The sequence below is a fragment of the Pseudomonas sp. GW821-FHT02H06 genome (assembly GCF_059421525.1).
On the sequence record NZ_JBWKVD010000013.1, the window covers coordinates 46349 to 70115 of the forward strand.

Here is a 23767-nt window from a genome sequence, read left to right on the forward strand (position 1 = left end):
GGTTCGGCGGATCAAACCCGCTTGCGCGCCATCAATCCTTTGCAGCTGTACCAGGTCGGAATGGCCATGCCCACCCAGGCGAGTACATCCCACGCGCCGTCGCCGAGCAGCGCGGCGAACAGGCCGACTGCGGTCAGCAGGGCGATCCAGCCGGGCGTGCCGAAGGTCTTCCAGAACGCCGAATGCTTCTTGTGCCGGGTCATGCGACTTCTGCCTCGACTGCGACGTTCTTGGCCGCAGCGACTGTGGCGCGACGTCGGACCCACCACAGATACAAGCCACTGCCGAGGACGATGATTGTCAGCACATCCAGCGCGGCCCAGAGGATTTTCATCGGCATGCCGCCGTAGTCGCCGAAGTGCAGCGGTTGCGACAGCAGCAGGGCGTCCATGTACCACGGGCGTCCCAGTGTTGCGGTGACGTGCAGGTCCTGAGCGTCGATCAGGACAGGGGTCAGCAGGTGGGACGTCAGGTGCGTGTCGCCTTTCATGAAGACCGCGTAGTGATGCTCGCTGGAAAAGCGCGAGCCGGGAAAGGCAATGAAGCTCGGCTCGGCGCCGGGGACAGTGGCTTTGGAAATGTCGATCAATCGGGTCGCCGGTGCGCGTTCGGCCAAGGGCGGGGCGTCCTTGTACGGCGCGATCATGGTCATCAGCGCGTCGGTGCGCCATTGCGCGATCACCAGATCAGCGCAGGCGTTGAGCACGCCGGTCAAGCCGACGACCATGGCCCAGGTCAGCGTGACGACGCCGATCAGGTTGTGCAGATCAAGCCAACGCACTCGCTTCGATTTATTCGGGCGCACCGTGGCGAAATCCAGTCGGCGCATGAAGGGCGCATACAACACGACGCCGGACACGATCGCCATGACAAACAGCAATCCCATGAACGCCAGCAACAGCTTGCCCGGCAGCCCCGCGTACATGTCCACGTGCAGGCGCAGCATGATCATCATGAAACCGCCATTGGCGCTCGGCGTTTCCATCGCCTCGCCGGTGCGCGCGTCGAGCATGAAACTGTGGGATTCGTTCGGGTCGCCGCCGGCAGTCTTGCCCATGATGGCGTAGACGCCGTTGGGGTCATCGTCGTCCCAGCCGAAATACTGCATCACGTCGCCGGGGCGATGGGCCTCGGCTGAGCGGACCAGTTGTTCGAGGTCGAGATGCGGCGTGCCTGCGGGCATTTCCTTGAATTCCGGCGCGTCGCCCGTCAGGTGAGCGATCTCGTGACTGAAGATCAGCGGCAAGCCAGTGATCGCCAGCATCAGCAGGAATGCCGTACAGATCAGGCTGGTCCACGTGTGGATGAAAGACCAGCGGCGGATGGTTTGGCTTTTCATGTGGAAATCCGGAGTCAGCGAAAGCAACAAAGGCCGCTGTGTGGGAGCGGCCCTTGTTTCAGGTAATGAGAGTTTAAACGATTACCATTTGTAGTCTACGCTCGCGAGCACCGTACGACGGTCACCGTAGTAGCAATAGAAGCCGTCGCAGGTGGAAATGTATTCCTTGTCGAAGACGTTGTTGGCGTTGACCGACACGCTCACACCCTTGAGCGAGTTGGTCATGCGGCCAAGGTCGTAATGCACGGCGGCGTCGTAGACGGTGTAAGCGTTGCTGTGGCCGTAGTTGGAATCGGCGACGAAACCGTAACTGCCGATTGCAATATTGTCGGTCTCGCCAATGTAGCGCGCGCCGAAGCCCAGGCCGAAACCGTCGAGCACGCCGTTGTGCCAGGTGTAATCACCCCAGATCGCCGCCTGGTTTTCCGGCGTCAGTGGCAGCGGACGATTCTTGTCCAGCGGGTCGGTGACCTTGGTCATCTTGCTGTTGGCGTATGTGTAGGACGCCGTCACTTTCAGGTTGTCGGTGACATCGCCTACCGCTTCAAGCTCGAAGCCGCGCACCTTCGCCTCACCCAGTGGGCGCTGCACGCCGAGGGTGTCGCTGAGCACGATGTCGCGACGGGTCAGGTCGTAGGCCGCCGCAGTGAAGATGATGTTGCTGCCCGGCGGCTGGTATTTGAGGCCCACCTCGTACTGCTTGCCCGTCCCCGGCTGGAACGCCACGCCATTGGCGCCGCCTTGCTCGGCCTGGAATGACTCGGCGTAGGAAATGTAAGGCGTGAAGCCGGAATCGAAGACGTAGCTGAGCGCGGCGTTGCCGGTGAACGCGCTGTCGGTGCGGTCGTCGGACTGATCGGTGTTGTAGAACTTCGATTCGGTCTTGAGCAGATCCTGCCGGCCGCCCAGGGTCAGACGCCAGTTATCCAGGGCCAGTTGGTCCTGAATGTAGACGCCGACGTCCTGGGTTTTCTGGTTGTAATCCTGATACGCGGTGTAATCGACGTTGCTGAAGTCCTGCCCGTAAATCGGCTTGGCGATGTTGCTGGTCGGCGCGTTGCCGTACTGCCACTTGTAGTTGTGGTTCACGCGCTGGTAGTCGAGCCCCAGCAACACGGTGTGTTTGAGTGCGCCCGTGTCGAAGTCGGCTTGCAGATTGTTGTCCAGCGCGAACTGGGAAATGTCCTCGTTCACGACGTTGGCGCCGCGAGCAACGGTGCCATCGTCGGACACCGAGCCGAAGTAACCGCCTGCCGTGATCCCCTGAAAGGACAGGTCACTCTTGGTGTAGCGGACGTTCTGCTTGAACTGCCACACGTCATTCAGACGGTGCTCGAACGCATAGCCCAGCGCGTAATAGGTTTTGTCGTAGAACTCCCAGTCCGGATCACCGAGGTTTTCGTGGTACTTCACGCGCCCCACGGCCGACGGGTATTTGGTGCCCTGAATCGGCAGGAACTGGCTGGTGATGCCGGTATCGTCGCGGTTGAACTGGCTGAGGAAAGTCAGCTTGGTGTCCGGGTCGATGTTCCAGGTCAGGCTCGGCGCGATGTTGTAACGCTTGTCGTCGATGTGGTCCACCGAGGTGCCGCTGTCACGCACGACGCCGCTGACGCGGTACTCGAAATTGTCGGCGTCGTCGATCTTGCCGGTGCTGTCGAAGCTGATCTGCTTGCGGTTGTAAGTACCGACCTGAACCTGCACTTCGTGGCTGGCTTCCGCTTCGGGGCGACGACTGACCATGTCGAGCATGCCGCCCGGCGGGGTCTGACCGTAAACCGAAGAGGCCGGGCCACGCAGGAGGGCGATGCGCTCCAGGTCCCACGTCTCCATTTTCGGCATGACGTAGGCGCCTTTTGGCAGCGGCAGGCCGTCGAGGAACTGGGTGGGTTCAAAGCCGCGGACTTTTAGCCACTCGGCCCGGCTGTCGCTGCCGTAACTGCTGGCGACCACGCCTGGCATGTAGCGAACGGCGTCGTCGATGTTCTGTACCGCGCGATCCTGCATCTGCTGCCGGGTCGCGACCGAGATCGAGCGCGGTGCTTCGACCAGTGCAGTATCGGTTTTGGTGCCCGCTGCGGTGCGACTGGCGGCGTATCCCTGCGCCGGCCCCCACGCGCTTTCGAAACTTTCCTGACTGCCTTGAATGCTGGTCGCCGGTAACGCCATCGCCCCTTCAGGCGCAGCCACCAGCGTGTAGGTCCCCGCCGTGGTCAGATTCAATTGCAAGCCGGTGCCACGCAGCGCCTGCCCCATCGCGCCTGATGCGTCGAATTGACCCTGAACCGGTGCCGACGTGCGGCCTGCGGCCAGTGCCGGATCCAGCGACAGGGCCAGGCCTGCCTGACTGGCGATCTGCGTCAGCGTCGTGGACAACGGCGCGGCCGGCAGATCGTAGGCGCGAACGCTGGAAGCCTGAGAAGCGGCCATCAGCGGCGCACTGAGCATCGGTGCGGCAATGGCGACGGCGATAGCCAGCAGACTCGGTCGCAGGAGGGTTTGAAGCGTGCGGGACATGAACGGCACCTCGATGGAAATGGTTCTCAATGCCTATGTGCCGAACGAGATCTGGAAAGTGATAGGGCCGGGCGAAAATAATTTGCGCAGGCGCTAAGTAGGCCGTGATCAATGACCTTGGGTGAAAGTTACCCTTTACCAGACAGCGGCGCTTTCGCGCATCAAATATGGTCCATGTGGGAGCGAGCTTGCTCGCGAAGACGGTGTTTCAGCTACGGAAGATTTAGCGGATGTACTGACTTCTTCGCGAGCAAGCTCACTCCCACAAGTTCTGTGGCCAGGCGATCGCATGCATCCACGAGGGCACCCGAATTACAGCGCCGTCGCCGGCTTCTTGTCGCTGCCGACCACCGTCACCCACCACTGCGTCCGCGCCTCGATCTGCACCGGCAGCGTGGGCGTCAGTGCCTTGAGCGCCAGATCCGTGTTGGTCAGCGGAAAGCTGCCGGTAATGCGCAGGTCGGCGACGTCCTTCGCCACGCCGAGATGGCCCTGACGATAACGGGCAAGCTCCGCGACCACGTCTCCCAGGCGGGCGTTGTCGACCACCAGCATGCCGCGCATCCAGGCACCGGTGCCGGGCGCAAGGGCGAGCATGGGGCCGAGGCTGTTGCGATGAATCAACATCTGCTGCCCTTCGTGCAGCACTAATTCGTGGCTGGAAGCCTGCGGATGAGCGGCGACGGCTGACTGCAGCACGCTCAACAGCGTGCCGTCAGTCTGCCGCTTGACCAGAAACTGCGTGCCCAGGGCGCGCATCTGTCCTTCGGGGGTTTCGACGATGAACGGACGCGTGTCGTTGTGGCTCCCGGTTTCCACAAAGATTTCGCCTTCCTGAAGCACGATCCGTCGCTGTGTGGCGTCGAATCGCACGTCCAGCGCGGTGTGAGTGTTGAGCCGGATCAGGGTGTTATCCGACAGGCGAATGGTGCGCTGCTCACCGGTGGCGGTGCGCAGATCCGCCAGCCAGTAATCCACCGGCAGCAGTCGATTCCCCAGAAAAACCGTCAAGCCCAGCGCCAGCGCGACCCCTGCAACCCCGCGGCCCAGCTTGCGCAACCGCAAGCCCATGCCATCACGGGAACGCAAAAGCGCCGAACGTGCCGGGCCAGTGGTCCCGGCGAAACGCTGATCGACCATGCCCAACTGCATCCAGGCGCGGGCATGTTCGTCGCTGGCGGCGTACCACTTGGCGAACTCTTCGCGCTCGACCTCACTGCCCCGGCCGCAGTCCAGGCACAGTTGCCAGGCGATGGCGGCGTCCAGCACGTGGGAAGAGACAGGTCGGGTGGACAGGCGGCTCATGTTGGCTCGCCATACAGCGCGATGTAGCACTGGCGCAAACCCTGGGCGAGGTACTGACGCACGCGAGGCACCGAGACGACGAGCTTCGTGGCGATCTCCGCGTGGGGCATGCCGTCCAGGCGGTTGTACAAAAAGGCGGCGCGCGCCTTGCTGGATAGCTTGCCCAACAGGCGATCAATGGCTTTCAGGTCTTCGAGAATCAGCTGCTGTTCTTCAAGCGAAGGTTGTTCGCCTTCGGGAATCAGCATCAGCTCGTCCAGATACGCTTGTTCCAGCGCGGCCCGACGAAAGTGGTCGAACAACAAGCCCTTCGCGATCGAAACCAGAAAGGCTCTGGGCTCGCGGGGTTCAAGCAATTGCTCGCGGCCCAGCAAGCGAATGAACGTGTCCTGGCTAAGGTCTTCGGCGCGATGGGGGCAGGCCACGTTGCGTCTTAGCCAACCCAGCAACCAGCCGCGATGGTCGCGATAGAGCGTTCCGACGAGCTGCTGCTGGGGACTTTGAAGTGACGACACAAGCGCACCGAGGAGAACAAAGGGGCTAACGAGAATTGTTCGCGATTGTGTCAGAGCCGCCCAATGCTGGCAATTGGTCCTTGTAGGAAGAAGCCGAACGGTTGATGTACGAATCGACCATTGGATTTGTGAGGCGAGACGGGATCTAGAGGTGAAACGCTAAAACGAATGCGATTGCTGCTGCCGTCGCCATTTCGCCACGCCTTGCTCCAGCTGTGCCGGGGTTTCGATCCCTTGTCGCTTGGCGTGACTGAACAGGATCATCGCGAGTTCGGCGGTTACCAAGGCATCGGCGCTGGCGTGATGGCGCTCTTCGGCGTGGAGCCCGAAGAATCGAGTCCAGTCGTCCAGGCCTGCCTGACGCAAATTCGCGTTCGGGCAAACGAAAGGCGCGATGTGAGCGACATCAATAAAAGGGTGCAGCAGGCGATAGCCGAGGCTTTCCTTTAATGCGCGGCCCAGCATGTGCTCGTCGAACGCCGCATGGAACGCCAGCAGCGGGCTGTCGCCCACGAACGCCATGAAATCCAGCAGTGCGTCCACCGGCTCGCTCCCTGCGGCGATCGCGCTGGGCCCCAGCCCGTGAATCAACACGCTCGGGCTGAGTTTGTGATCGCTGCGCATCAGCGTGCGCTCGAATTGCTGCCCCAGATCGATCGCACCGTCTTCGATGACCACTGCGCCGATCGACAGCACTTCGTCCCGCTGCAGATTCAGCCCACTGGTTTCAAGATCGACCACCACCCAGCGTTGCTGGCGCAGCGTGTTCTGATCCAACGCGCCCGGGCCGGGCAGGGCGCGCAGGCGCTGTTGCTGTTCAGGCGTGAGCTCAGGAGCAACGGTGCGTTTGGGTCGCTTGAGCCATTGGAACAAATTCATGATCAGTCGCTTACAGTTGGTAGCGCACGGTGAGGCTGGTCTGCAGCCGCTGCGCCTGACGGAACGACTCACGCAGAATGCGTCGGTCCAAATGATTGAGCACATCCGGGTCGATGCGATTGGAGTAGGGCAGGTTTTGCCGGTTCTGCTGCTGATGCTGTTGCATGCGGGTTTGCTGAATGAAGTGGTAGGCCTCTTCATACGCCGCACCGTCCAGCGGGTCGATAACCTCTTTGGCCACCAGCTGACGCAGCCTTTCCAGGGTGTTGCAGGCTTCGACGCCGTTGGCCAGCGCCAGCAATCTCGCCCCGTCGACGAATGGCGTCAGGCCTTGGGTTTTCAGATCCAGCGTATCTTTTTCACTGCCTTTGCGGGCGACCACGAAATCCTTGAAACGGCCCACCGGCGGCCGTTGACGCAGGGCGTTGTCGGCCATCATGCGCTGAAACAACGCGTTGTCTGCCACCTGGGCAAGAATGCTCTGCCGCAATTGATCGCCGCCGCTTTCATCGCCCCAGACCACGCGTAGATCGAAATAGATGGAAGACGACAGCAGGTTCTCCGGCGTGGCTTCGCGGATGAACGAGCCGAAGCGCCGCGCCCACTCGATGCGCGACAGGCACAGCTGCGGATTGCTCGCCATGATCCCGCCCTTGCACAGCGCGAATCCGCATACGGCCAGGCTTTGATTGATCCGCTCGGCGAGGGGCAGCAACCGGCCGCGAATCTCGGCGGCCTCGGCGGCGTCCCTGGCTTCGAACAGAATGCCGTTGTCCTGATCGGTGTACAGCGTCTGCTCGCGGCGGCCCTCGCTGCCAAAGCAAAGCCAGCTGAAAGCGATGCCGGGATCGCCTTTGTCTTCCAGCGTAAGTTCGATGACGCGACAGACCATGTGGTCGTTGAGCAGCGTGATGATCTGAGTGATCTGCGTGGACGAGGCACCGTGGGCGAGCATGCGGTCCACCAGTTGAACGATGTCGCCGCGCAGGTTGGCCAGCGAATCGATGCGCGGCGCGCTGCGGATGGTGCGCGCCAGATGCACCAGGTCCACGCGCTGCAGCGAGAACAGGTCGCGCTCGGAGACCACGCCACACAGGCGCTGATCCTTGACCAGACAAACGTGGGCGATATGCCGCTGGGTCATGGCAATGGCGGCATCGAAGGCGCTGGCGTCCGGGGTCAGGTAAAAAGGCGCCTGAATCATGCTGCGCTCGATGGGCGCGCCGAAGTCGGCATCGACGTTTGCGACGACCTGGCGCAGATCGCGCAGCGTGAAAATCCCCAGCGGCGCCTTGGCCTCGTCCACGATGACAATACTGCCGACCTGCTGCTCGTCCATCTGGCGCACGGCCTCCCGCAGCGGCGTGTCGGGGGAGCACGTCACCGGGTGACGCATCGCCAGTTCACCCAGTCGCGTATTCAGTGAGTATTGCGTGCCGAGTGTTTCCACCGCCTTCTGCTTTACTTGCTGATTCACCTGATCGAGCAGGCTGCTGACACCGCGCAGAGCGAAGTCGCGGAACTCATTGGAGAGCCCGAACAGCTTGATGAAGGCTTGCTTGTTCAGCTGCAGGCAGAAGGTGTCTTCGGCCGCCAGATGCTCGGTTCGCGTGGCGCGTTCGCCGAGCAGCGCTGCGAGGGGAAAGCACTCGCCGGTGGTGATTTCGAACGTGGTCTCGGTGCCGCCTTTTGCCGAATGGGGGCGCTCGCCTACTACGCGGCCTTGTTTGACGATGTAAAAATGTTCTACTGGCCCATCGCTAGGCTTGATGATGCTCTCGTCTGTAGCGTAGAAACGCAGGTGACACTGTTCCACAAGGTAGGCCAGGTGGGCGTTTTCCATCTGGTTGAAGGGCGGGAATTTTTGCAGGAACTGCATCGTGCCGTGGATGTTCTGCAGAACGGCTGTTTTGCCTGCCTGGGTAAAAGCGTCCGCTTTGCTCATGACCGATACCGCTTGTTTTTATTGACCCCATGGTCGACCGCTTATCGGGCAGTGCCCATTGGACGTAAGTCTTAGGTGACTGCGAAGGCGTTGAATCGCATCGAACCAAGGTGTAATACCGCAGCGATGCAGTTAGCGCGAGGCTCAAGGGCCCGGCATGAAGCCGACAGGATGTGCAGCGTATCTATCGCTTGCGCTGTCAGAATTGGAGTCGACAGGAAGATGAGACGGGTATGTTCGATCACAGTATTTTGAGTGATGAAGAGCGCGAAGCCCTCAATGAGGTGATGCTCGCGCCTGCGTCCCAATCGCCACAACGGGTGTTGATCGTCGATGACGACAAGGATGCTCGGGAAGTTCTGGCCGAAATTCTCAGTCTCAATGACATCAGCTGCATCACCGCCGCCGGCGGCACCAGCGCCATGCACTTGCTGCAGACCCGGCCGTCCATTGCGCTGCTGATCACCGATCTGCGCATGGCGCCGTGCGACGGGCTGGATCTGATCCGTCGGGTTCGCGAATCGGACCGTGCGGAGTTGCCGATCATTATCGTGTCCGGCGACGCCAACGTACGCGACGCCATCGATGCCATGCACCTGAGCGTGGTGGATTTTCTGCTCAAGCCGATCAACACCAAGCAGCTGTTGCGGCTGGTGAAGCGGGAACTGGAAATGGCCTGATAACGCCGCCTTCGGGCTGCGTTGAAGCAATGAAAGCTGTGCATTAAAAAAGGCGGTGTCCATTTACGTGGACACCGCCTTTTTGTTTGGGTGCTGGTTACGCCCCGTGTTTCGCCTTGAACTCCCGACGGCGACGATGCAGCACCGGCTCGGTGTAGCCATTGGGCTGCCGCGTGCCCTCGATCACCAGCTCAACCGCTGCCTGAAACGCGATGTTGCTGTCGAAGTCCGGCGCGAGCGGGCGATACAGCACATCGCCTGCGTTCTGACGGTCCACTACCGGGGCCATGCGCTTCAGACTTTCCATCACCTGCTGCTCGCTGACCACGCCGTGGCGCAGCCAGTTGGCAATGTGCTGGCTGGAAATCCGCAGCGTGGCACGGTCTTCCATCAGGCCGATGTCGTTGATGTCCGGCACCTTCGAGCAGCCAACGCCCTGATCGATCCAGCGCACCACATACCCGAGGATGCCCTGTGAGTTGTTGTCCAGCTCGTTCTGAATCTCTTCCGCCGTCCAGTCGGTGTTCGGTGCCAGCGGGATGGTCAAAATGTCGTCGACCGAGGCCGCCGCGCGCTGGGCGAGTTCAGCCTGACGCGCGAACACATCGACCTTGTGGTAGTGCAACGCGTGCAGCGCAGCGGCAGTGGGCGATGGCACCCACGCGGTGTTGGCGCCGGCCAGTGGATGGGCGATTTTCTGTTCGAGCATCGCGGCCATCAAGTCAGGCATCGCCCACATGCCTTTGCCGATCTGCGCGCGCCCTTGCAGGCCGCATTTCAAACCGATATCGACGTTGGAATTTTCATACGCGCCGATCCACTTTTCCGCTTTCATCTGTGCCTTGCGTACAACAGGCCCTGCTTCCATGGACGTGTGGATCTCGTCGCCGGTGCGGTCCAGGAAACCCGTGTTGATGAACACCACACGTTCGCTCGCCGCCTGAATGCAGGCCTTGAGGTTGATCGTGGTGCGACGCTCTTCGTCCATGATCCCGACTTTGAGCGTGTTGCGCGGCAGGTTCAGCACCGCTTCGATGCGCCCGAACAATTCGTTGGTGAACGCCACTTCCTCAGGGCCGTGCATCTTCGGTTTGACGATGTACATCGAGCCCGTGCGGCTGTTGGCGCGAGAGGTCTTGCCCTTGAGGTTGTGGATGGCCGCGAGGCTGGTCAGCAGGCCGTCGAGAATGCCCTCCGGCACTTCGTTGCCCTGATTGTCGAGGATCGCATCAATGGTCATCAGGTGGCCGACGTTGCGCACGAACAACAGCGAGCGGCCATGCAGCGTGACGAGTTCGCCGGTGGGCGAGGTGTAGACGCGGTCGGCGTTCATCGTACGGGTAAAACGGGTGCCGCCTTTGGAGACTTCTTCGGACAGATCGCCCTTCATCAGCCCCAGCCAGTTGCGGTACACCACGACCTTGTCATCAGCGTCCACGGCCGCGATGGAGTCTTCGCAATCCATGATGGTGGTCAGCGCCGCTTCCATCAGCACGTCTTTGACACCGGCCGGGTCGGTCTGGCCGACCGGGCTCGCCGCGTCGATCTGGAGTTCAAAGTGCAGGCCGTTATGCTTGAACAGCAAAGCAGTCGGCGCCGATGCGTCGCCCTGAAAACCGATCAGTTGGGCATCATCGTGCAGGCCGGTGTTACTGCCGCCCTTGAGGCTGACGATCAACATGCCATCGACCAGCTTGTAGCCGGTGGAGTCGACGTGGGAGCCCGCCGCCAGCGGAGCCGCTTCGTCCAGGAACGCTCGGGCGAAGGCGATGACTTTGTCGCCGCGGACCCGGTTGTAGGTTTTGCCCTTTTCCGCGCCGCCGGCTTCGCTGATGGCGTCGGTGCCGTACAGCGCGTCGTACAGCGAGCCCCAGCGGGCATTCGAAGCATTGAGCGCGAAGCGCGCGTTCATCACCGGCACCACCAATTGCGGGCCGGCCATGCGGGCGATTTCTTCGTCGACGTTTTGCGTGGTGATCTGGAAGTCCGCCTCTTCTGGCAGCAGATAGCCGATCTCCAGCAGGAACGCCTTGTAGGCGGCTGCGTCGTGGGCGTTGCCGGCATTGGACTGATGCCAGGCGTCGATACGCGCCTGGAATTCGTCTCGTTTGGCGAGCAAGGCTTTGTTCTTGGGTGCGAGCTCGTGAATGAGCGCATCGGCACCGGCCCAGAATTCAGCGGCGTCGAGGCCGGTTCCGGGAATGGCTTCGTTGTTCACAAAATCCAGCAGGACGTTGGCGACCCGCAGGCCACCGACTTGAACGTGTTCAGTCATTGCTTGCCTCACTCTGCTCATCTATCTGCGCTTCAATCATGAGCGCTTTCTTGTTAAAGCCATCGACGTCGCTGCGTGCCCTTCCAGAACATGCCGTTGCGGGCGGCTGGGCGGGGCGGCGGGCACCTGAGATAAAGCGCTGGAACAGGTTTTGGCCTTGCAGGAACATCGGATCAGGCCTGGATTCGACATCTATGTAGTGAACGCGAGGCGATACTACATGATGAGTTGCGGCATGAAAATCAGACTGAATGTGCACCGAGCGACCGGACTTGGGCATTCGGTCACGCTGTAGTGTCTGATGTTCTCAAAGAATGTGAAGATTGTTCCAGATAATTATCAGAATCGTACACAAAAATTCGTGAAACGGTGACGGCACTGCGCGCCGGGCAGACATGCCTATACTCCCCCACAACCCATGGGGCGTGGTATTAAACAGGCCTCACTCGCTGCGGATAAAGGAGTCGTTTGTGGATCATCTTATCGTCACGGTGTCTGCGCCAGACAAGCCAGGCGTGGTCGAGCAGCTCGCGGCCTGCATTGCCGATCACGGTGGCAATTGGCTGGAAAGCCGTATGTCACACATGGCCGGGCAGTTCGCCGGGATCCTGCGGGTCAGCGCACCGGTCGACGCGCATCAGCCCCTGCGCAGCGCGCTGGAAGGGCTTTCGGCAAAAGGCATTCGCGTTCTGTTCGCCGAAGTCCTTCCGGAATCCTTGCCGGAGTGGAGGCCCATCACCATGGATCTGGTGGGCAATGATCGGTCCGGGATCGTGCGCGACGTCACTCGCGTGCTGGCCGAGCAAGGCGTCAACCTGGAGCATCTGGTGACCAGCGTCGAGCCAGCACCCATGAGCAGCGAAACGCTGTTTCGCGCCCATGCCGAGTTGGGATTGCCGATGGATCTTTCACTGGATGTGCTGCAGCAGCGGCTGGAAACCCTGGCGGATGACCTGATGGTGGAATTACATCTGCCCACGGACGAGTAATTGATGTCACCGCTGCAGGCTCCGGTTTTGGCGGGCCTGCAGCGATTCCTCCTGCCTGCTCAGGCCTGGGCGCGTTTGCGTAGCGAGCGCCAGGCGTCGACGCTGTAAATGATCAACCCGGCCCAGATGAAGGCGAAGGTCACCAAGGTGGCCGAGGGCATGTGTTCGTCGTACAGCACAACCGCCAAAGCCAGCACGAGGGTCGGTGCGATGTACTGCAAAAAGCCCAGCGTCGCGTAGGGCAAATGCCTTGCTGCGGCGTTGAAACACACCAGCGGCACGAGGGTCACCGGACCGGCCGCCGCAAGCCATAGCGCTTGCGATGTGGTCCAGAACGCCGGCTGAGCGCTGTGGGCCAGCGGGTTGAAAATCAACCAGCCCACGGCCAGCGGCACCAGAATCCAGGTCTCCACCACCAGCCCGGGCAACGCCGCCACCGGCGCTTTTTTGCGAATCAGGCCGTAGAACCCAAAGGTGAATGCCAGGGCGAGCGACACCCACGGCAGACTGCCCACTTGCCAGACCTGCTGAAGCACGCCGATCAACGCCAGCATCACCGCTACCCATTGCAATGGGCGCAGTCTTTCGCGCAGCAGCACCATGCCGAGCATCACGTTGATCAGCGGGTTGATGAAGTAACCCAGGCTGGCTTCGACCATGTGGTTGTTGTTCACGGCCCAGACGTAGATCAGCCAGTTGGCGGCGATCAGCGTACCGCTGCAGGCGAGAATGGCGAGGCGTTTGGGATTATCCCGTAGCTCTTGCCACCAGCCGGGATGCTTCCAGACCAGCAGCAGAAGCGAGCCGAAGATGGCCGACCAGATCGCCCGATTGACGATGATTTCCAGCGAGGGAACGCTGGCAAGCACCTTGAAGTAGATCGGAAACAGTCCCCAGATGATGTAGGCGCTCAGGCCCAGAATGTACCCGCGACGCGGGTTGGCAGCTTGCATGAGTGGTCCTTCGGCAAGTTTCTTGTTGTGGTGTCCTGCAGGGTGTTCAGCGTTTTCAGAACAGCTTCAGCGGTTCCTCGTTCAGCGCGGACAATTGCTCGCGCAGGGCCAGCACCTGGTCGCCCCAATAGCGTTCGGTGCCGAACCAGGAAAAGCTGTGGGGGAACGCCGGATCATCCCAACGACGGGCCAACCAGGCGCTGTAATGCAACAGGCGCAGCGCGCGCAGGGGTTCGATGAGTGCCAGCTCACGGGGATCGAAGTCGTGAAACTCGTTGTAGCCGTCCATCAATTCCGATAACTGACTCAGACAATCCTGACGATCACCCGCGAGCATCATCCAGACATCCTGCACCGCCGGGCCCATGCGGCAGTCGTCGAGGTCGACGATGTGGAAGATGTCGTCGCGGGTCATCATGTTGCCGGGGTGGCAATCGCCGTGCATGCGGATGTTCTGATGGGGCGTGGCGGCGTAGACGTCTTCCACGCGCTTGAGCAGGTCTTTGGCAACGGATTCATAGGCCGGCAGCAGGCTGCGGGGAATCACGTTGTTGTCCAGCAGATAGTTCAGCGAGTTGTGGCCGAAGTTCTGCACGCCAAGGGCTTCGCGGTGCTGGAACGGGCGCGTGGCGCCGACAGCGTGAATGCGCCCGAGCAACTGGCCGAGACGGTACAGCTGATCAAGGTTGCCGGGCTCTGGCGCGCGGCCGCCACGACGGGGGAAGAGGGTGAAACGAAAACCGGCGTGCTCGAACAAGGTCTCGCCGTTGTGCACGAGGGGCGCGACGACCGGGATTTCGACGTCGGCGAGCTCGGCGGTGAAGCTGTGCTCTTCGAGAATGGCGTCGTTGGTCCAGCGATCGGGCCGGTAGAACTTGGCAATCAGCGGCTGCTGTTCATCGATGCCGACCTGATAGACGCGGTTCTCGTAGCTGTTGAGCGCGAGAATACGGGCGTCGGTGACAAAGCCGATGCTCTCGACGGCGTCCAGCACCAGGTCAGGTGTAAGTGTTGCGAACGGGTGGGCCATGCTAACTCCTGCGCGCAGCAGGCTGCCGCGTCGGGCCAGTCATGGTAACTCAGGCGTGTTACACCTGACACAGTGGCAAGCTCACTTCCGCAACTGCGATGCGGATTGGAAGGCTGCATCAACAGACGACCGCGATCGTTGTGGGAGATATGCCGGCGACCAAACGCCGCGCTGTCGCGCAGCAAACACCGTCCATGTGGGAGCCGAGCTTGCTCGCGAAGAGGCCAGGACACCCGCTGCATCTTTAGCGCCTGAATCGCCGTCTTCGTGAGCAAGCTCACTCCCACAGAGGCTGTGTTTGCAGCGAGATAGCGCCTCGCCTGGACAATGGGAGATCTCCCAAAAATCAGGCGCCGATCACGCCGCCATCCTCCCGCGTGATCACCATCACCGATGACCTCGGCTTGCCGTTCGGCAAGTGCTCCGGGAAGGTCGAACCGCCGTTTTCACCAGGGTGCTGAATGCCGACGAACAGCGCTTTCTGGTCGGGCGCGAAGCTGATGCCGGTCACTTCACACCCCACCGGCCCGACCATGAATCGGCGAATCTCGCCGCTGGCCGGGTCAGCGCACAGCATCTGGTTATTGCCCATGCCGGCGAAGTCGCCCGCGTTGGTGGCGTCGCCATCCGTCAGAATCCACAGCCGCCCGGCAGCGTCGAAACCCAGGCCATCCGGGCTGTTGAACATGTTCTGCGGATTGATATTGGTTGATCCACCCTGGGGCGTTCCTGCATGCACACCCGGGTTGCCGGCGACGACGAACAAGTCCCATGCGAAATCCATGGCGGCTGCATCTGACCCGGTTTCCTGCCAGCGCAGAATCTGCCCGTACTGGTTTTTCGCCCGGGGATTTGGCCCGCCCACTGGCTGCCCTTCATCGCCACGCTTGATGTTGTTGGTCAGCGTGCAATAGACCTGGCCGTCCTTGGGGCTGACAACGATCCACTCGGGCCGGTCCATGCGCGTCGCTTTCACCTGACTGGCCGCCAGGCGCGCATGGATCAGCACTTCGGCTTGATTGGCAAAACCGCTGCCCGCGTCGATGCCGTTCTTGCCGTGGCTCAACTCAATCCATTTGCCTTGGCCTTTCGGGTGATCGGGGTTGCTGTCGCCAGCGTCGAACTGCGCCACATACAGCGTGCCGTGGTCGAGGATGTCGCGGTTGGCTTTCGGGTTCTTGTGATCGACTTTGTCCCGGCTGATGAATTTGTAAATGAACTCGCCACGCTCGTCGTCGCCCATGTACACCACGACGCGGCCGTCCTTGGTTTCGGTCAGTGCGGCGTTTTCGTGCTTGAAGCGGCCCAGGGCGGTGCGTTTGACCGGCGTGGATTTCGGATCGAACGGATCGATCTCCACCACCCAGCCATGGCGATTGGGTTCGTTGGGGTTTTTCGCGACGTCGAAACGCGGGTCATGCAGGTGCCAGTTAACTTCCTTGCTGGCGGCCGTCACCCCGTAACGCTTGGTCGCGGCATCGAAGGCATGCGCGGGATCGCTGCTGCCGAAGCAGTCAGTGAAGTTCTCTTCGCAGGTCAGATAGGTGCCCCACGGCGTCTTGCCGTTGGCGCAGTTCTGAAACGTCCCGAGGACGTTCTTGCCGGTCTTGTCGGCGGCGGTTTTCAACCACTCATGGCCGGCTGCCGGGCCGCTCAGATGAATCGGCGTGTTGCCGTGGATGCGCCGGTTGTATTTGGAGCCCTGCACGAACGCCCATTGCTGACCTTCGCGTTTGACCTCGATCACCGAAACGCCTTCGCTGGCCTGGGCCTTGTGCACGTCTTCGGCGGATTGCGGGTCTTTGCCGTGATCAAACAGGTAGCGGTAATTGGTGTATTCGTTGTTGATCGCCATCAGCGCGCGGCTGGCAGTGTCCGGCTTGTCGCCGGGGAAGGTAAACAGACTCATGCCGTCATTGTTGTCGCCGAACTGCAGCTCCTGCATCTTCGCCGTGCCTTTGCCACTGGGGTCGAAGGCCGGGCCGTTGGTGTGCAGCGGCTGGCCCCAACTGATCAGGACCGAGGAGCGATAACCGGGCGGCAGGCTGATGCTGTCGGCGGTGGAGGAGGGGATGCTGTCGAAGCCGAGCAGCGTCCCGTTGGCAGCGCTGACGCTGGCGGCCATTACGCTGCGGCTGAGCAGGTTGCCCCCGAGAAACATCGCCGCGCCGCACAGGGCGCCCGCGCTGATGAATCCGCGTCGGGTCAGGCCAACCATGTTTTCGAGGTCGGTGGATTGGTTATCTTTTAATAGCGTCATCACGGGCTCCCTGCGGTTTAGGGCAAAACCCTATGCAGTTCGGATGACGTTATTGTGTCGGTCAAATGACGAGTCGGGCGCCAGTGGTGCGTGCAAGCGGCGCTTAAAGCGGCGTACCGAGCAGAATGTTTGAGGGCGCAAATTGAACCTTAATCTCACCGCCGACCTTGAGCTGCAAGGCATGCAGCCGGTCCGCGTCGACCACCGCACAGAGAATCTGGTGGCTGGGAAGGACAATTCTGACTTCACTTGGGCCATCCTCGGCGTCGAGAATTTCCTCGATTTGACCGGTGAGGCAATTGTGTCCGGTTGTTTCAGCCTGGTCAGGCGCTACTAATTCCAGCCAGCCGGCCTTGATCAGGGCGAACACATCCGTGCCGATCTCAAGCCCCAGTCGCAAGGTGCTGTCGTGGGTGATCTGCGCCTCGATCGACAAGCCGCCAGCGAGCTGCAACGTGATCATGTCGTTGCGGCCCTGAGCACGAACGCCGCTGACCTGACCATGCAGCTGATTCCGAGCGCTAGTTCGCAGCATCAAGCGGCTGAGCAGAGCGAGGTCGTCAGATTCCTCCGAGGTTTCCAGCAGCTGGGTCTGTAACGCCTGCAGGCGCTGATAAAGCCGCAGGACCCGCTCGCCTTCGGCCGACAATTTGGCGCCGCCACCCCCACGGCCGCCAACGCTGCGCTCGACCAGCGGTTTTTGTGCCAGATTGTTCAGCTCATCGATGGCGTCCCACGTCGCCTTGTAACTCAGCCCGGCGCTTTTCGCCGCTCGAGTGATCGAACCCTGCTCGGCAATGTGCTGCAACAGCGCGATGCGATGCGGGCGACGGACCATGTGCTGGGTAAGGGAAGGCGGTAGTGACATAGGGGTCGGATGCGCTGGAAGTGATGACGCCGGAGTGTAAGCCAAAACGGCTTGCTCACGAATGCTGCGGATTTTCTGATCTCCTGGCTGGCTAGTCCCCGGGCTTCGGCGTTCTTGCCAGGCAATACACATCCACCGATCTGGCGCCGGCCTTGATCAACAGTGCTGCCAGCGCATTCGCCGTCGAGCCGGTGGTGAGGACGTCGTCAATCAGTGCAAGGCGCTTGCCGATAATCGGCGTGGCGTCCCTCAGCGAAAAGGCAGACGCCAGATTGCGCCTTCTGGCTTTTGCATCCAGACCCTGCTGCGAAGGTGTTTCTTTCACGCGGCGGATCACGCGCTCATCAACAGGCAGTCCCAGGCGAGCGCCGAGCCAGTTCGCCAACATCGCTGCCTGATTGAAGCCTCGCTGGCGCAGCCGTTTTTTGGCGAGCGGCACCGGGATAAGACAATCGGGTCGGCGCATGCCATCGTTGAAGCGATGCTGCAGGGTCTCGCCCAACAGCTCCGCCAGCAGTCGGCCGAGCGGCCATTTCCGCTGATGCTTGAAGCGTGTGACCAGCGCGTCGATCGGGAAGTCGTACAGCCACGGAGCGACGACGTCATTAAAGGCGGGAGGGTTGCGATTGCAGGCGCCGCAGGTCAGTCCGGACATCGGCATGGGCAGCGCGCAACGGTCGCACTGGTCAATCAGCCACGGGAGTTCGCGCTCACAGGGCATGCAGATCGGGGTGCTTGAATCAGTCGCTTCATCGCACAACAAACACGTTTGTGCGTTTTTTAACCAGATGTAAACCTCGTGCCCGTTATATGGTTGACAGCGCATGTCGCTTCCTTAAATATGCCCAACATCCGTGTTGCGCCTGTGGGCTTTCCGGTTTTGCCGCTGGGCAAAGCCGCCCGGGTCATCGTCCAGAAAACATCAAGGAGCCGCCCATGAGCGCCAGCATCAATGCCAACCTGCGTCACGACTGGAATCTAGCCGAGGTCAAGGCGCTGTTCACACAGCCATTCAATGACCTGCTGTTTCAGGCGCAAACCGTGCACCGCGCTCACTTCGACGCCAACCGCGTGCAAGTCTCGACCCTGCTGTCGATCAAAACCGGCGCCTGCCCGGAAGACTGCAAGTACTGCCCGCAATCGGGCCACTACAACACCGGTCTGGAAAAAGAAAAGCTCATGCAAGTCCAGCAAGTGCTGGAAGAAGCCGCACGCGCCAAGGCCATTGGTTCGACCCGTTTCTGCATGGGCGCGGCGTGGAAACATCCGTCGGCCAAAGACATGCCCTACGTGCTGGAGATGGTCAAAGGCGTCAAGGCCATGGGCCTGGAAACCTGCATGACCCTTGGCAAGCTGGACCAGGACCAGACCCAGGCGCTGGCTGACGCTGGCCTCGATTACTACAACCACAACCTCGACACGTCGCCGGATTTCTACACCAGCATCATTACCACCCGTACCTACAGCGAGCGCCTGCAGACGCTGGCGTACGTGCGTGATTCGGGAATGAAGATCTGCTCCGGCGGCATCCTGGGCATGGGTGAATCCCTGGACGACCGCGCCAACCTGCTGATCCAGCTGGCTAACCTGCCAGAGCATCCGGAATCCGTGCCGATCAACATGCTGGTGAAGGTGGCCGGCACGCCGCTGGAGAACGCCGAGGATATCGACCCGTTCGACTTCATCCGCATGCTGGCCGTCGCGCGCATCCTGATGCCGCAATCCCACGTGCGCCTGTCCGCAGGCCGCGAAGCCATGAATGACCAGATGCAGGCCCTGGCGTTCTTCGCCGGCGCCAACTCGATCTTCTACGGCGACAAACTGCTGACCACCGCCAACCCTCAGTCCGACAAGGACATGCAGCTGTTCTCGCGTCTGGGCATTCAGCCCGAAGCGCGCGAAGAGCACTCGGACGAGGTGCATCAGGCAGCCATCGAACAAGCGCTGATCGAGCAGAAAAGCAGCGAGCTGTTTTACGACGCGGCTGTTTGATGCGCCTTCGATCCTCCGGTCGGAGTGCAACACACTGTGGGAGTGAGCTTGCTCACGAATGCGTCAGGTAAGGCGGCATCCATGCTGAATGTGCCGTCCTATTCGCGAGCAAGCTCACTCCCACAGGTCTGCGTCCGAGCGGGAGATAACGGCGTAGTCATAAATCCGCTCACGAGGCCTGCATGTCCTTTGATCTGAACGCACGTCTCGCTGCCCGTCGTGCCGAGCACCTTTATCGTCAGCGGCCCTTGCTGCAAAGCCCGCAGGGCCCTGAAGTCATTGTCGACGGCAAGCCGCTGCTGGCGTTCTGCAACAACGATTACATGGGCCTGGCAAATCACCCTGAAGTCATCGCGGCCTGGCAGGCCGGCGCCGAACGTTGGGGCGTAGGCGGTGGTGCCTCGCATTTGGTGATCGGCCACAGCATGCCCCATCACGCGCTCGAAGAAGCCCTCGCCGAGTTCACCGGTCGGCCCCGCGCGCTGTTGTTTTCTAATGGTTACATGGCCAACCTCGGCACCGTTACTGCGTTGGTGGGCCAGGGTGACACCGTGCTGGAAGACCGCCTCAATCATGCTTCGTTGCTCGACGCCGGCCTGCTTAGCGGCGCCCGTTTCGCCCGCTACCTGCACAACGATTGCGACAGCCTCGCCAGCCGGTTGGACAAAGCGGTGGGCGACACGCTGGTAGTCACCGACGGTGTGTTCAGCATGGACGGCGACGTCGCTGACCTCCCCGCGCTGGCCAAGGCGGCGAAAGCCAAAAACGCATGGCTGATGGTCGACGATGCACACGGCTTTGGCCCGCTGGGTGCAAACGGTGCGGGTATCGTCGAGCACTTCGGCCTTGGCATCGATGACGTCCCGGTGCTGATCGGCACGCTGGGTAAGTCCTTCGGCACCGCGGGCGCGTTCGTTGCGGGCAGCGAAGAGTTGATCGAAACGCTGATCCAGTTCGCCCGCCCCTACATCTACACCACCAGCCAGCCGCCGGCGCTGGCGTGCGCGACGCTGAAAAGCCTTGAACTGCTGCGCACCGAACGCTGGCGGCGCGAGCACCTGACCGCACTCATCAAACAGTTTCGCGCCGGCGCCCAAGCCCTCGGCCTTGAGCTGATGGACAGTTTCACGCCCATTCAGCCCATCCTGATCGGCGACAGCGGTCGCGCGTTGCGGCTGTCGCAGTTGCTGCGAGAGCGCGGTGTGATGGTCACCGCCATTCGGCCTCCGACGGTGCCTGCGGGCAGTGCGCGTTTGCGCGTGACATTGTCGGCAGCCCACAGCGAAGCGCAGGTGCAGCTATTGTTGCAGGCACTGGAGCAGTGTTATCCGCTGCTGGGCGTAGACGAATCTTCGGAGCTGGACCATGCGTGATCAGTTGATCCTGTTGCCGGGCTGGGGCCTTGGCGTCTCGCCCCTTGAACCGCTGGCTGCAGCGCTGCGAGGGCTCGACGAACATTTGCGGGTGGTGATCGAGCCGTTGCCTGACATGGACACCGACAACCTCGACGACTGGCTCGATGAACTGGATTCGACATTGCCCGACAACGTCTGGCTGGGCGGTTGGTCGCTGGGCGGCATGCTGGCGACCGAACTGGCCGCGCGCAGGGGCGAGCGCTGCTGTGGTCTGGCGACGTTCGCCAGCAACGTCTGCTTCGTGGCCCGCAGCGAGTGGCCCAACGCGATGCCGCAAACTGATTTCGACGCCTTTATTGCCGGTTGCAAAGCCGATCTGGACGGAACGCTCAAGCGTTTCAGTCTTTTGTGCGTGCAAGGCGCCGAAGAGCCACGGGCGCTGTCGAGACAGTTAAAAGCCTGCGCGCCCCACGGCACCAGCGCCGGCTTGATCGAAGGCCTGAAGCTGCTCGAGCAAATGGACACGCGCAAAGCGCTGCAAGCGTTTCGCGGCCCTCAATTGCACCTGTTTGGCGGCCTTGATGCGTTGGTGCCGGCAGAAGCATCGGCGGATGTTCTGACCTTCCAGCCTGACATCGAAGTCGGCGTGATCGAGCAGGCCAGTCACGCTTTCATTCTGGAAAACCCGCACGGCGTCGCCGCTGCAGTTCATGCGTTTTTACACGAGTCCGGTGATGACTGATCTTTCCCACTGCGCGGTGCTGAAGGCCGTGAAACAGCAACAGATTAATGGGCAACAGGCACTACCTGACAAGCGTCAGGTGGCGGCGTCCTTCTCGAAGTCCGCGACCAGCTACGACAGCGTGGCCGATTTGCAGCGCGCCGTCGGCATCGAGCTGATGACACGGCTGCCGGCTCAGATGCCGAAGACAGCGCCATCCCGGTGGCTGGACCTGGGCAGCGGAACAGGGTGTTTCAGCCGCGCGCTGGCGCAGCAGTTTCCCCAAAGCGAAGGGGTTGCGCTGGACCTCGCCGAAGGCATGCTGCGTTATGCACGGCCATTGGGTGGGGCGATTCATTACGTGGCTGGCGACGCCGAGAACCTGCCGCTGCGCGACGCGAGTGTTGATCTGATGTTCTCCAGCCTGGCGGTGCAATGGTGCCCGGATTTCTCCGCGGTGCTGAGCGAAGCGCGTCGCGTGCTCAAACCGGGTGGCGTATTCGCCTTCGCCAGCCTCTGCGTCGGGACGCTGTTTGAACTGCGCGACAGCTGGCAGGCGGTGGATGGCATGGTCCACGTCAATCGCTTCCGCGAGCGCGAGGAGTATCAACGCCTCTGCACTGCCAGCGGTTTGAACGTGCGCAGCCTCGAAGTCTTGCCCCACGTGTTGCACTATCCCGACGTGCGCAGCCTGACCCATGAACTCAAGGCACTGGGCGCGCACAACATCAATCCGGGTCGTCCGGGAGGCCTGACTGGCCGTGCGCGAATCCAGGCGTTGATGGAGGCGTACGAAAGGTTTCGTCAGAAAGACGGCCTGCCCGCCACGTATCAGGTGGTGTACGGCATTCTGGCGAAATCCGGCATTGATTAAAGAATGATCTATTTTGTCGGCGTCTGTTAGACGGGCGCTATAGTAAGCAGGGAATAGTTTGAAATATCTGAACGGATGGTCGCCACGATGAGCGCTGCGTATTTCATCACGGGAACCGATACCGACGTCGGCAAGACCACCATCGCCACGGGGCTTCTCTACGCGGCGCGGCAGTCAGGGTTGAGCACGGCGGCGGGCAAGCCGGTCGCCTCCGGCTGCGACGTCAAACCCAAGGGGTTGCGCAACTCGGACGCCGTCGCCTTGCGTGCCGAATGTTCGATTCAACTGACCTACAACGAGGTCAACCCGGTGGCCTTCGAGCCTGCCATCGCGCCCCATCTGGCCGCGCGGGAAGCGGGAGTCGCGCTGACCGTGCAGTCCTTGCTCGGCCCGATGCGGCATATCCTCGATAAGCAGGCTGATTTCACCCTGATCGAAGGGGCTGGCGGCTGGCGCGTTCCACTGGCCGATCAGGCCAATCTGTCTGACCTGGCCATCGCGCTCAACCTGCCGGTGATTCTGGTGGTGGGCGTGCGCCTGGGCTGTATCAGCCATGCGTTGCTGTCAGCGGAAGCCATCGCCAACGACGGTCTGCAGCTGGCGGGCTGGGTGGCGAATATCATCGATCCCAAAACCTCTCGGCTTGAAGAGAACCTCGCCACCTTGGCTGAGCGTTTGCCGGCGCCGTGCCTGGGGCGCGTGCCATACATGAAAAAAGCGACCGCGGAAATGATCGCCGAGCATCTGCATCTGGAGTTGCTGGATTAAGCGTTAGAGCGTCGCCGAGTGTGAGGTGCGTCACAAGGCGCAATGCCACTAGTCGCGTCGCCGAGTAATCCGGGCGCATTGCTGCTTTAATCGCTGTGTTCGCTCCGAACAGAGGATCGTGCTCATGCAAATCTCACTGAACAACACGCTGTACCCGGGCCTTAGCGCAATCCAGGTCGGGCAGAGCCGTGTCGATCAGGCTGCGACGCAGTTGGCCAGTCCCGCGACTGAAGTGTCCGGGCGCAGTCAGTCTTCGGATTTCCAGCTTGAGCGCCTGCGCTCCGTGGATCGTCCGCAACGCTCCGACATGGCTACCAATGTGGTTGAACTGACCCAAGGCCGGATTCAAGTCCAGGCTGGCGTCAAAGTTGAAAAAGCCAGCGATGAAGCACTCGGCACGCTGATCGATACCTTCGCCTGACCCCCCCCCCCCCCGGTCGTGCGCCAAAGCGCACGGCTTTGGTCGCTCTTCCTTTCCTGAATAACGCCTCATTCACGCGCC

Annotated in this window: 22 protein-coding genes; 8 read left to right on the plus strand and 14 right to left on the minus strand. The window is 61.4% G+C overall.

Annotation, left to right across the window (positions count from 1 at the left end; all coding sequences use genetic code 11):
* Nucleotides 1–11 precede the first annotated feature (11 nt).
* The 7 genes from AC07VF_RS19670 to AC07VF_RS19700 form a co-directional block, all read right to left on the minus strand.
* Nucleotides 12–203 (minus strand): hypothetical protein, encoded by a 192-nt coding sequence (locus AC07VF_RS19670; protein WP_074886829.1) that lies wholly within the window; start codon nt 201–203, stop codon nt 12–14.
* Nucleotides 200–1339 (minus strand): PepSY-associated TM helix domain-containing protein, encoded by a 1140-nt coding sequence (locus AC07VF_RS19675; RefSeq protein WP_463584469.1) that lies wholly within the window; start codon nt 1337–1339, stop codon nt 200–202. The genes AC07VF_RS19670 and AC07VF_RS19675 overlap by 4 nt, the downstream gene beginning before the upstream one ends.
* Before the next feature lie 81 nt (nt 1340–1420).
* A complete protein-coding gene (locus tag AC07VF_RS19680; protein WP_495009391.1) occupies nt 1421–3856 on the minus strand; it encodes a TonB-dependent siderophore receptor in 2436 nt (811 codons plus the stop codon).
* A gap of 312 nt (nt 3857–4168) precedes the next feature.
* On the minus strand, nt 4169–5161 hold the full coding sequence (locus tag AC07VF_RS19685) for a FecR family protein (RefSeq protein ID WP_282368305.1): 993 nt from the start codon (nt 5159–5161) through the stop codon (nt 4169–4171).
* Entirely contained in the window at nt 5158–5676 is a 519-nt protein-coding gene (locus AC07VF_RS19690) for an RNA polymerase sigma factor (protein WP_495009392.1), read from the minus strand. Before AC07VF_RS19690 ends, AC07VF_RS19685 begins: the two co-directional genes overlap by 4 nt.
* A 159-nt stretch (nt 5677–5835) precedes the next feature.
* Nucleotides 5836–6555 (minus strand): 3'-5' exonuclease, encoded by a 720-nt coding sequence (locus AC07VF_RS19695; RefSeq protein ID WP_346627187.1) that lies wholly within the window; start codon nt 6553–6555, stop codon nt 5836–5838.
* A gap of 10 nt (nt 6556–6565) precedes the next feature.
* Nucleotides 6566–8500 carry a putative nucleotidyltransferase substrate binding domain-containing protein gene (locus tag AC07VF_RS19700; protein ID WP_346630973.1) on the minus strand — a complete coding sequence of 645 codons (1935 nt, stop codon included), beginning with the start codon at nt 8498–8500 and terminating at the stop codon, nt 6566–6568.
* Nucleotides 8501–8733: 233 nt separating this feature from the next.
* Between AC07VF_RS19700 and AC07VF_RS19705 the strand changes: the two genes are divergently transcribed.
* A complete protein-coding gene (locus AC07VF_RS19705) occupies nt 8734–9180 on the plus strand; it encodes a response regulator (RefSeq protein WP_163022123.1) in 447 nt (148 codons plus the stop codon).
* A 97-nt stretch (nt 9181–9277) separates the two neighbouring features.
* On the opposite strand, the gene AC07VF_RS19710 is transcribed toward AC07VF_RS19705, so the two are convergent.
* Complete coding sequence (locus tag AC07VF_RS19710; RefSeq protein ID WP_495009393.1) at nt 9278–11455, minus strand: malate synthase G; 2178 nt, start codon at nt 11453–11455, stop codon at nt 9278–9280.
* Nucleotides 11448–11624 carry a hypothetical protein gene (locus AC07VF_RS19715; RefSeq protein WP_495009394.1) on the minus strand — a complete coding sequence of 59 codons (177 nt, stop codon included), beginning with the start codon at nt 11622–11624 and terminating at the stop codon, nt 11448–11450. The genes AC07VF_RS19710 and AC07VF_RS19715 overlap by 8 nt, the downstream gene beginning before the upstream one ends.
* A gap of 301 nt (nt 11625–11925) precedes the next feature.
* On the opposite strand from AC07VF_RS19715, the gene AC07VF_RS19720 reads away from it, so the two are divergent.
* Nucleotides 11926–12444, plus strand: a complete 519-nt coding sequence (locus AC07VF_RS19720) for a glycine cleavage system transcriptional repressor (RefSeq protein WP_495009395.1) — start codon at nt 11926–11928, stop codon at nt 12442–12444.
* Nucleotides 12445–12503: 59 nt separating this feature from the next.
* Here the strand turns inward: AC07VF_RS19720 and rarD are convergent, their stop codons facing one another.
* From rarD to AC07VF_RS19745, 5 genes are all read right to left on the minus strand, one after another.
* The gene (rarD, locus tag AC07VF_RS19725; RefSeq protein WP_495009396.1) at nt 12504–13397 is read right to left on the minus strand and encodes an EamA family transporter RarD; all 894 of its coding nucleotides are present in this window, start codon (nt 13395–13397) and stop codon (nt 12504–12506) included.
* A 55-nt stretch (nt 13398–13452) separates the two neighbouring features.
* Nucleotides 13453–14427: a serine/threonine protein kinase gene (locus AC07VF_RS19730; protein ID WP_192173144.1), complete on the minus strand. Its 975-nt coding sequence runs from the start codon at nt 14425–14427 to the stop codon at nt 13453–13455.
* A gap of 346 nt (nt 14428–14773) precedes the next feature.
* Entirely contained in the window at nt 14774–16687 is a 1914-nt protein-coding gene (locus tag AC07VF_RS19735) for a PhoX family protein (RefSeq protein ID WP_495009397.1), read from the minus strand.
* Between the two features lie 103 nt (nt 16688–16790).
* Entirely contained in the window at nt 16791–17555 is a 765-nt protein-coding gene (locus AC07VF_RS19740) for a TOBE domain-containing protein (protein WP_495009398.1), read from the minus strand.
* A 91-nt stretch (nt 17556–17646) separates the two neighbouring features.
* A complete protein-coding gene (locus AC07VF_RS19745) occupies nt 17647–18381 on the minus strand; it encodes a double zinc ribbon domain-containing protein (RefSeq protein ID WP_495009399.1) in 735 nt (244 codons plus the stop codon).
* A 110-nt stretch (nt 18382–18491) separates the two neighbouring features.
* Here AC07VF_RS19745 and bioB point away from each other — a divergent pair, with 110 nt between their 5' ends.
* From bioB to AC07VF_RS19775, 6 genes are all read left to right on the plus strand, one after another.
* Complete coding sequence (gene bioB / locus AC07VF_RS19750; RefSeq protein ID WP_192173140.1) at nt 18492–19547, plus strand: biotin synthase BioB; 1056 nt, start codon at nt 18492–18494, stop codon at nt 19545–19547.
* 182 nt (nt 19548–19729) lie between these two features.
* The gene (bioF, locus tag AC07VF_RS19755) at nt 19730–20920 is read left to right on the plus strand and encodes an 8-amino-7-oxononanoate synthase (protein ID WP_495009400.1); all 1191 of its coding nucleotides are present in this window, start codon (nt 19730–19732) and stop codon (nt 20918–20920) included.
* Nucleotides 20913–21644: an alpha/beta fold hydrolase gene (locus AC07VF_RS19760; protein WP_282368280.1), complete on the plus strand. Its 732-nt coding sequence runs from the start codon at nt 20913–20915 to the stop codon at nt 21642–21644. Before bioF ends, AC07VF_RS19760 begins: the two co-directional genes overlap by 8 nt.
* Nucleotides 21637–22497 carry a malonyl-ACP O-methyltransferase BioC gene (gene bioC, locus AC07VF_RS19765; RefSeq protein WP_495009401.1) on the plus strand — a complete coding sequence of 287 codons (861 nt, stop codon included), beginning with the start codon at nt 21637–21639 and terminating at the stop codon, nt 22495–22497. The genes AC07VF_RS19760 and bioC overlap by 8 nt, the downstream gene beginning before the upstream one ends.
* Nucleotides 22498–22584: 87 nt before the next feature.
* Entirely contained in the window at nt 22585–23265 is a 681-nt protein-coding gene (gene bioD / locus AC07VF_RS19770) for a dethiobiotin synthase (RefSeq protein ID WP_495009402.1), read from the plus strand.
* Between the two features lie 124 nt (nt 23266–23389).
* Nucleotides 23390–23686 carry a pyrroloquinoline quinone biosynthesis protein PqqE gene (locus tag AC07VF_RS19775; protein WP_495009403.1) on the plus strand — a complete coding sequence of 99 codons (297 nt, stop codon included), beginning with the start codon at nt 23390–23392 and terminating at the stop codon, nt 23684–23686.
* The last annotated feature ends 81 nt before the right edge of the window (nt 23687–23767 follow it).

Coding starts and splice junctions, on each gene's coding strand:
- bioF (WP_495009400.1), top strand. CDS start 19,730: ATGTCCTTTGATCTGAACGCACGTCTCGCTGCCCGTCGTGCCGAGCAC.
- bioB (WP_192173140.1), top strand. CDS start 18,492: ATGAGCGCCAGCATCAATGCCAACCTGCGTCACGACTGGAATCTAGCC.
- AC07VF_RS19735 (WP_495009397.1), bottom strand. CDS start 16,687: ATGACGCTATTAAAAGATAACCAATCCACCGACCTCGAAAACATGGTT.
- AC07VF_RS19685 (WP_282368305.1), bottom strand. CDS start 5,161: ATGAGCCGCCTGTCCACCCGACCTGTCTCTTCCCACGTGCTGGACGCC.
- AC07VF_RS19745 (WP_495009399.1), bottom strand. CDS start 18,381: ATGCGCTGTCAACCATATAACGGGCACGAGGTTTACATCTGGTTAAAA.
- AC07VF_RS19680 (WP_495009391.1), bottom strand. CDS start 3,856: ATGTCCCGCACGCTTCAAACCCTCCTGCGACCGAGTCTGCTGGCTATC.
- AC07VF_RS19730 (WP_192173144.1), bottom strand. CDS start 14,427: ATGGCCCACCCGTTCGCAACACTTACACCTGACCTGGTGCTGGACGCC.
- rarD (WP_495009396.1), bottom strand. CDS start 13,397: ATGCAAGCTGCCAACCCGCGTCGCGGGTACATTCTGGGCCTGAGCGCC.
- AC07VF_RS19775 (WP_495009403.1), top strand. CDS start 23,390: ATGCAAATCTCACTGAACAACACGCTGTACCCGGGCCTTAGCGCAATC.
- bioD (WP_495009402.1), top strand. CDS start 22,585: ATGAGCGCTGCGTATTTCATCACGGGAACCGATACCGACGTCGGCAAG.
- AC07VF_RS19740 (WP_495009398.1), bottom strand. CDS start 17,555: ATGTCACTACCGCCTTCCCTTACCCAGCACATGGTCCGTCGCCCGCAT.
- AC07VF_RS19710 (WP_495009393.1), bottom strand. CDS start 11,455: ATGACTGAACACGTTCAAGTCGGTGGCCTGCGGGTCGCCAACGTCCTG.
- AC07VF_RS19705 (WP_163022123.1), top strand. CDS start 8,734: ATGTTCGATCACAGTATTTTGAGTGATGAAGAGCGCGAAGCCCTCAAT.
- AC07VF_RS19675 (WP_463584469.1), bottom strand. CDS start 1,339: ATGAAAAGCCAAACCATCCGCCGCTGGTCTTTCATCCACACGTGGACC.
- AC07VF_RS19760 (WP_282368280.1), top strand. CDS start 20,913: ATGCGTGATCAGTTGATCCTGTTGCCGGGCTGGGGCCTTGGCGTCTCG.
- AC07VF_RS19715 (WP_495009394.1), bottom strand. CDS start 11,624: ATGTTCCTGCAAGGCCAAAACCTGTTCCAGCGCTTTATCTCAGGTGCC.
- AC07VF_RS19670 (WP_074886829.1), bottom strand. CDS start 203: ATGACCCGGCACAAGAAGCATTCGGCGTTCTGGAAGACCTTCGGCACG.
- AC07VF_RS19695 (WP_346627187.1), bottom strand. CDS start 6,555: ATGAATTTGTTCCAATGGCTCAAGCGACCCAAACGCACCGTTGCTCCT.
- AC07VF_RS19700 (WP_346630973.1), bottom strand. CDS start 8,500: ATGAGCAAAGCGGACGCTTTTACCCAGGCAGGCAAAACAGCCGTTCTG.
- bioC (WP_495009401.1), top strand. CDS start 21,637: ATGACTGATCTTTCCCACTGCGCGGTGCTGAAGGCCGTGAAACAGCAA.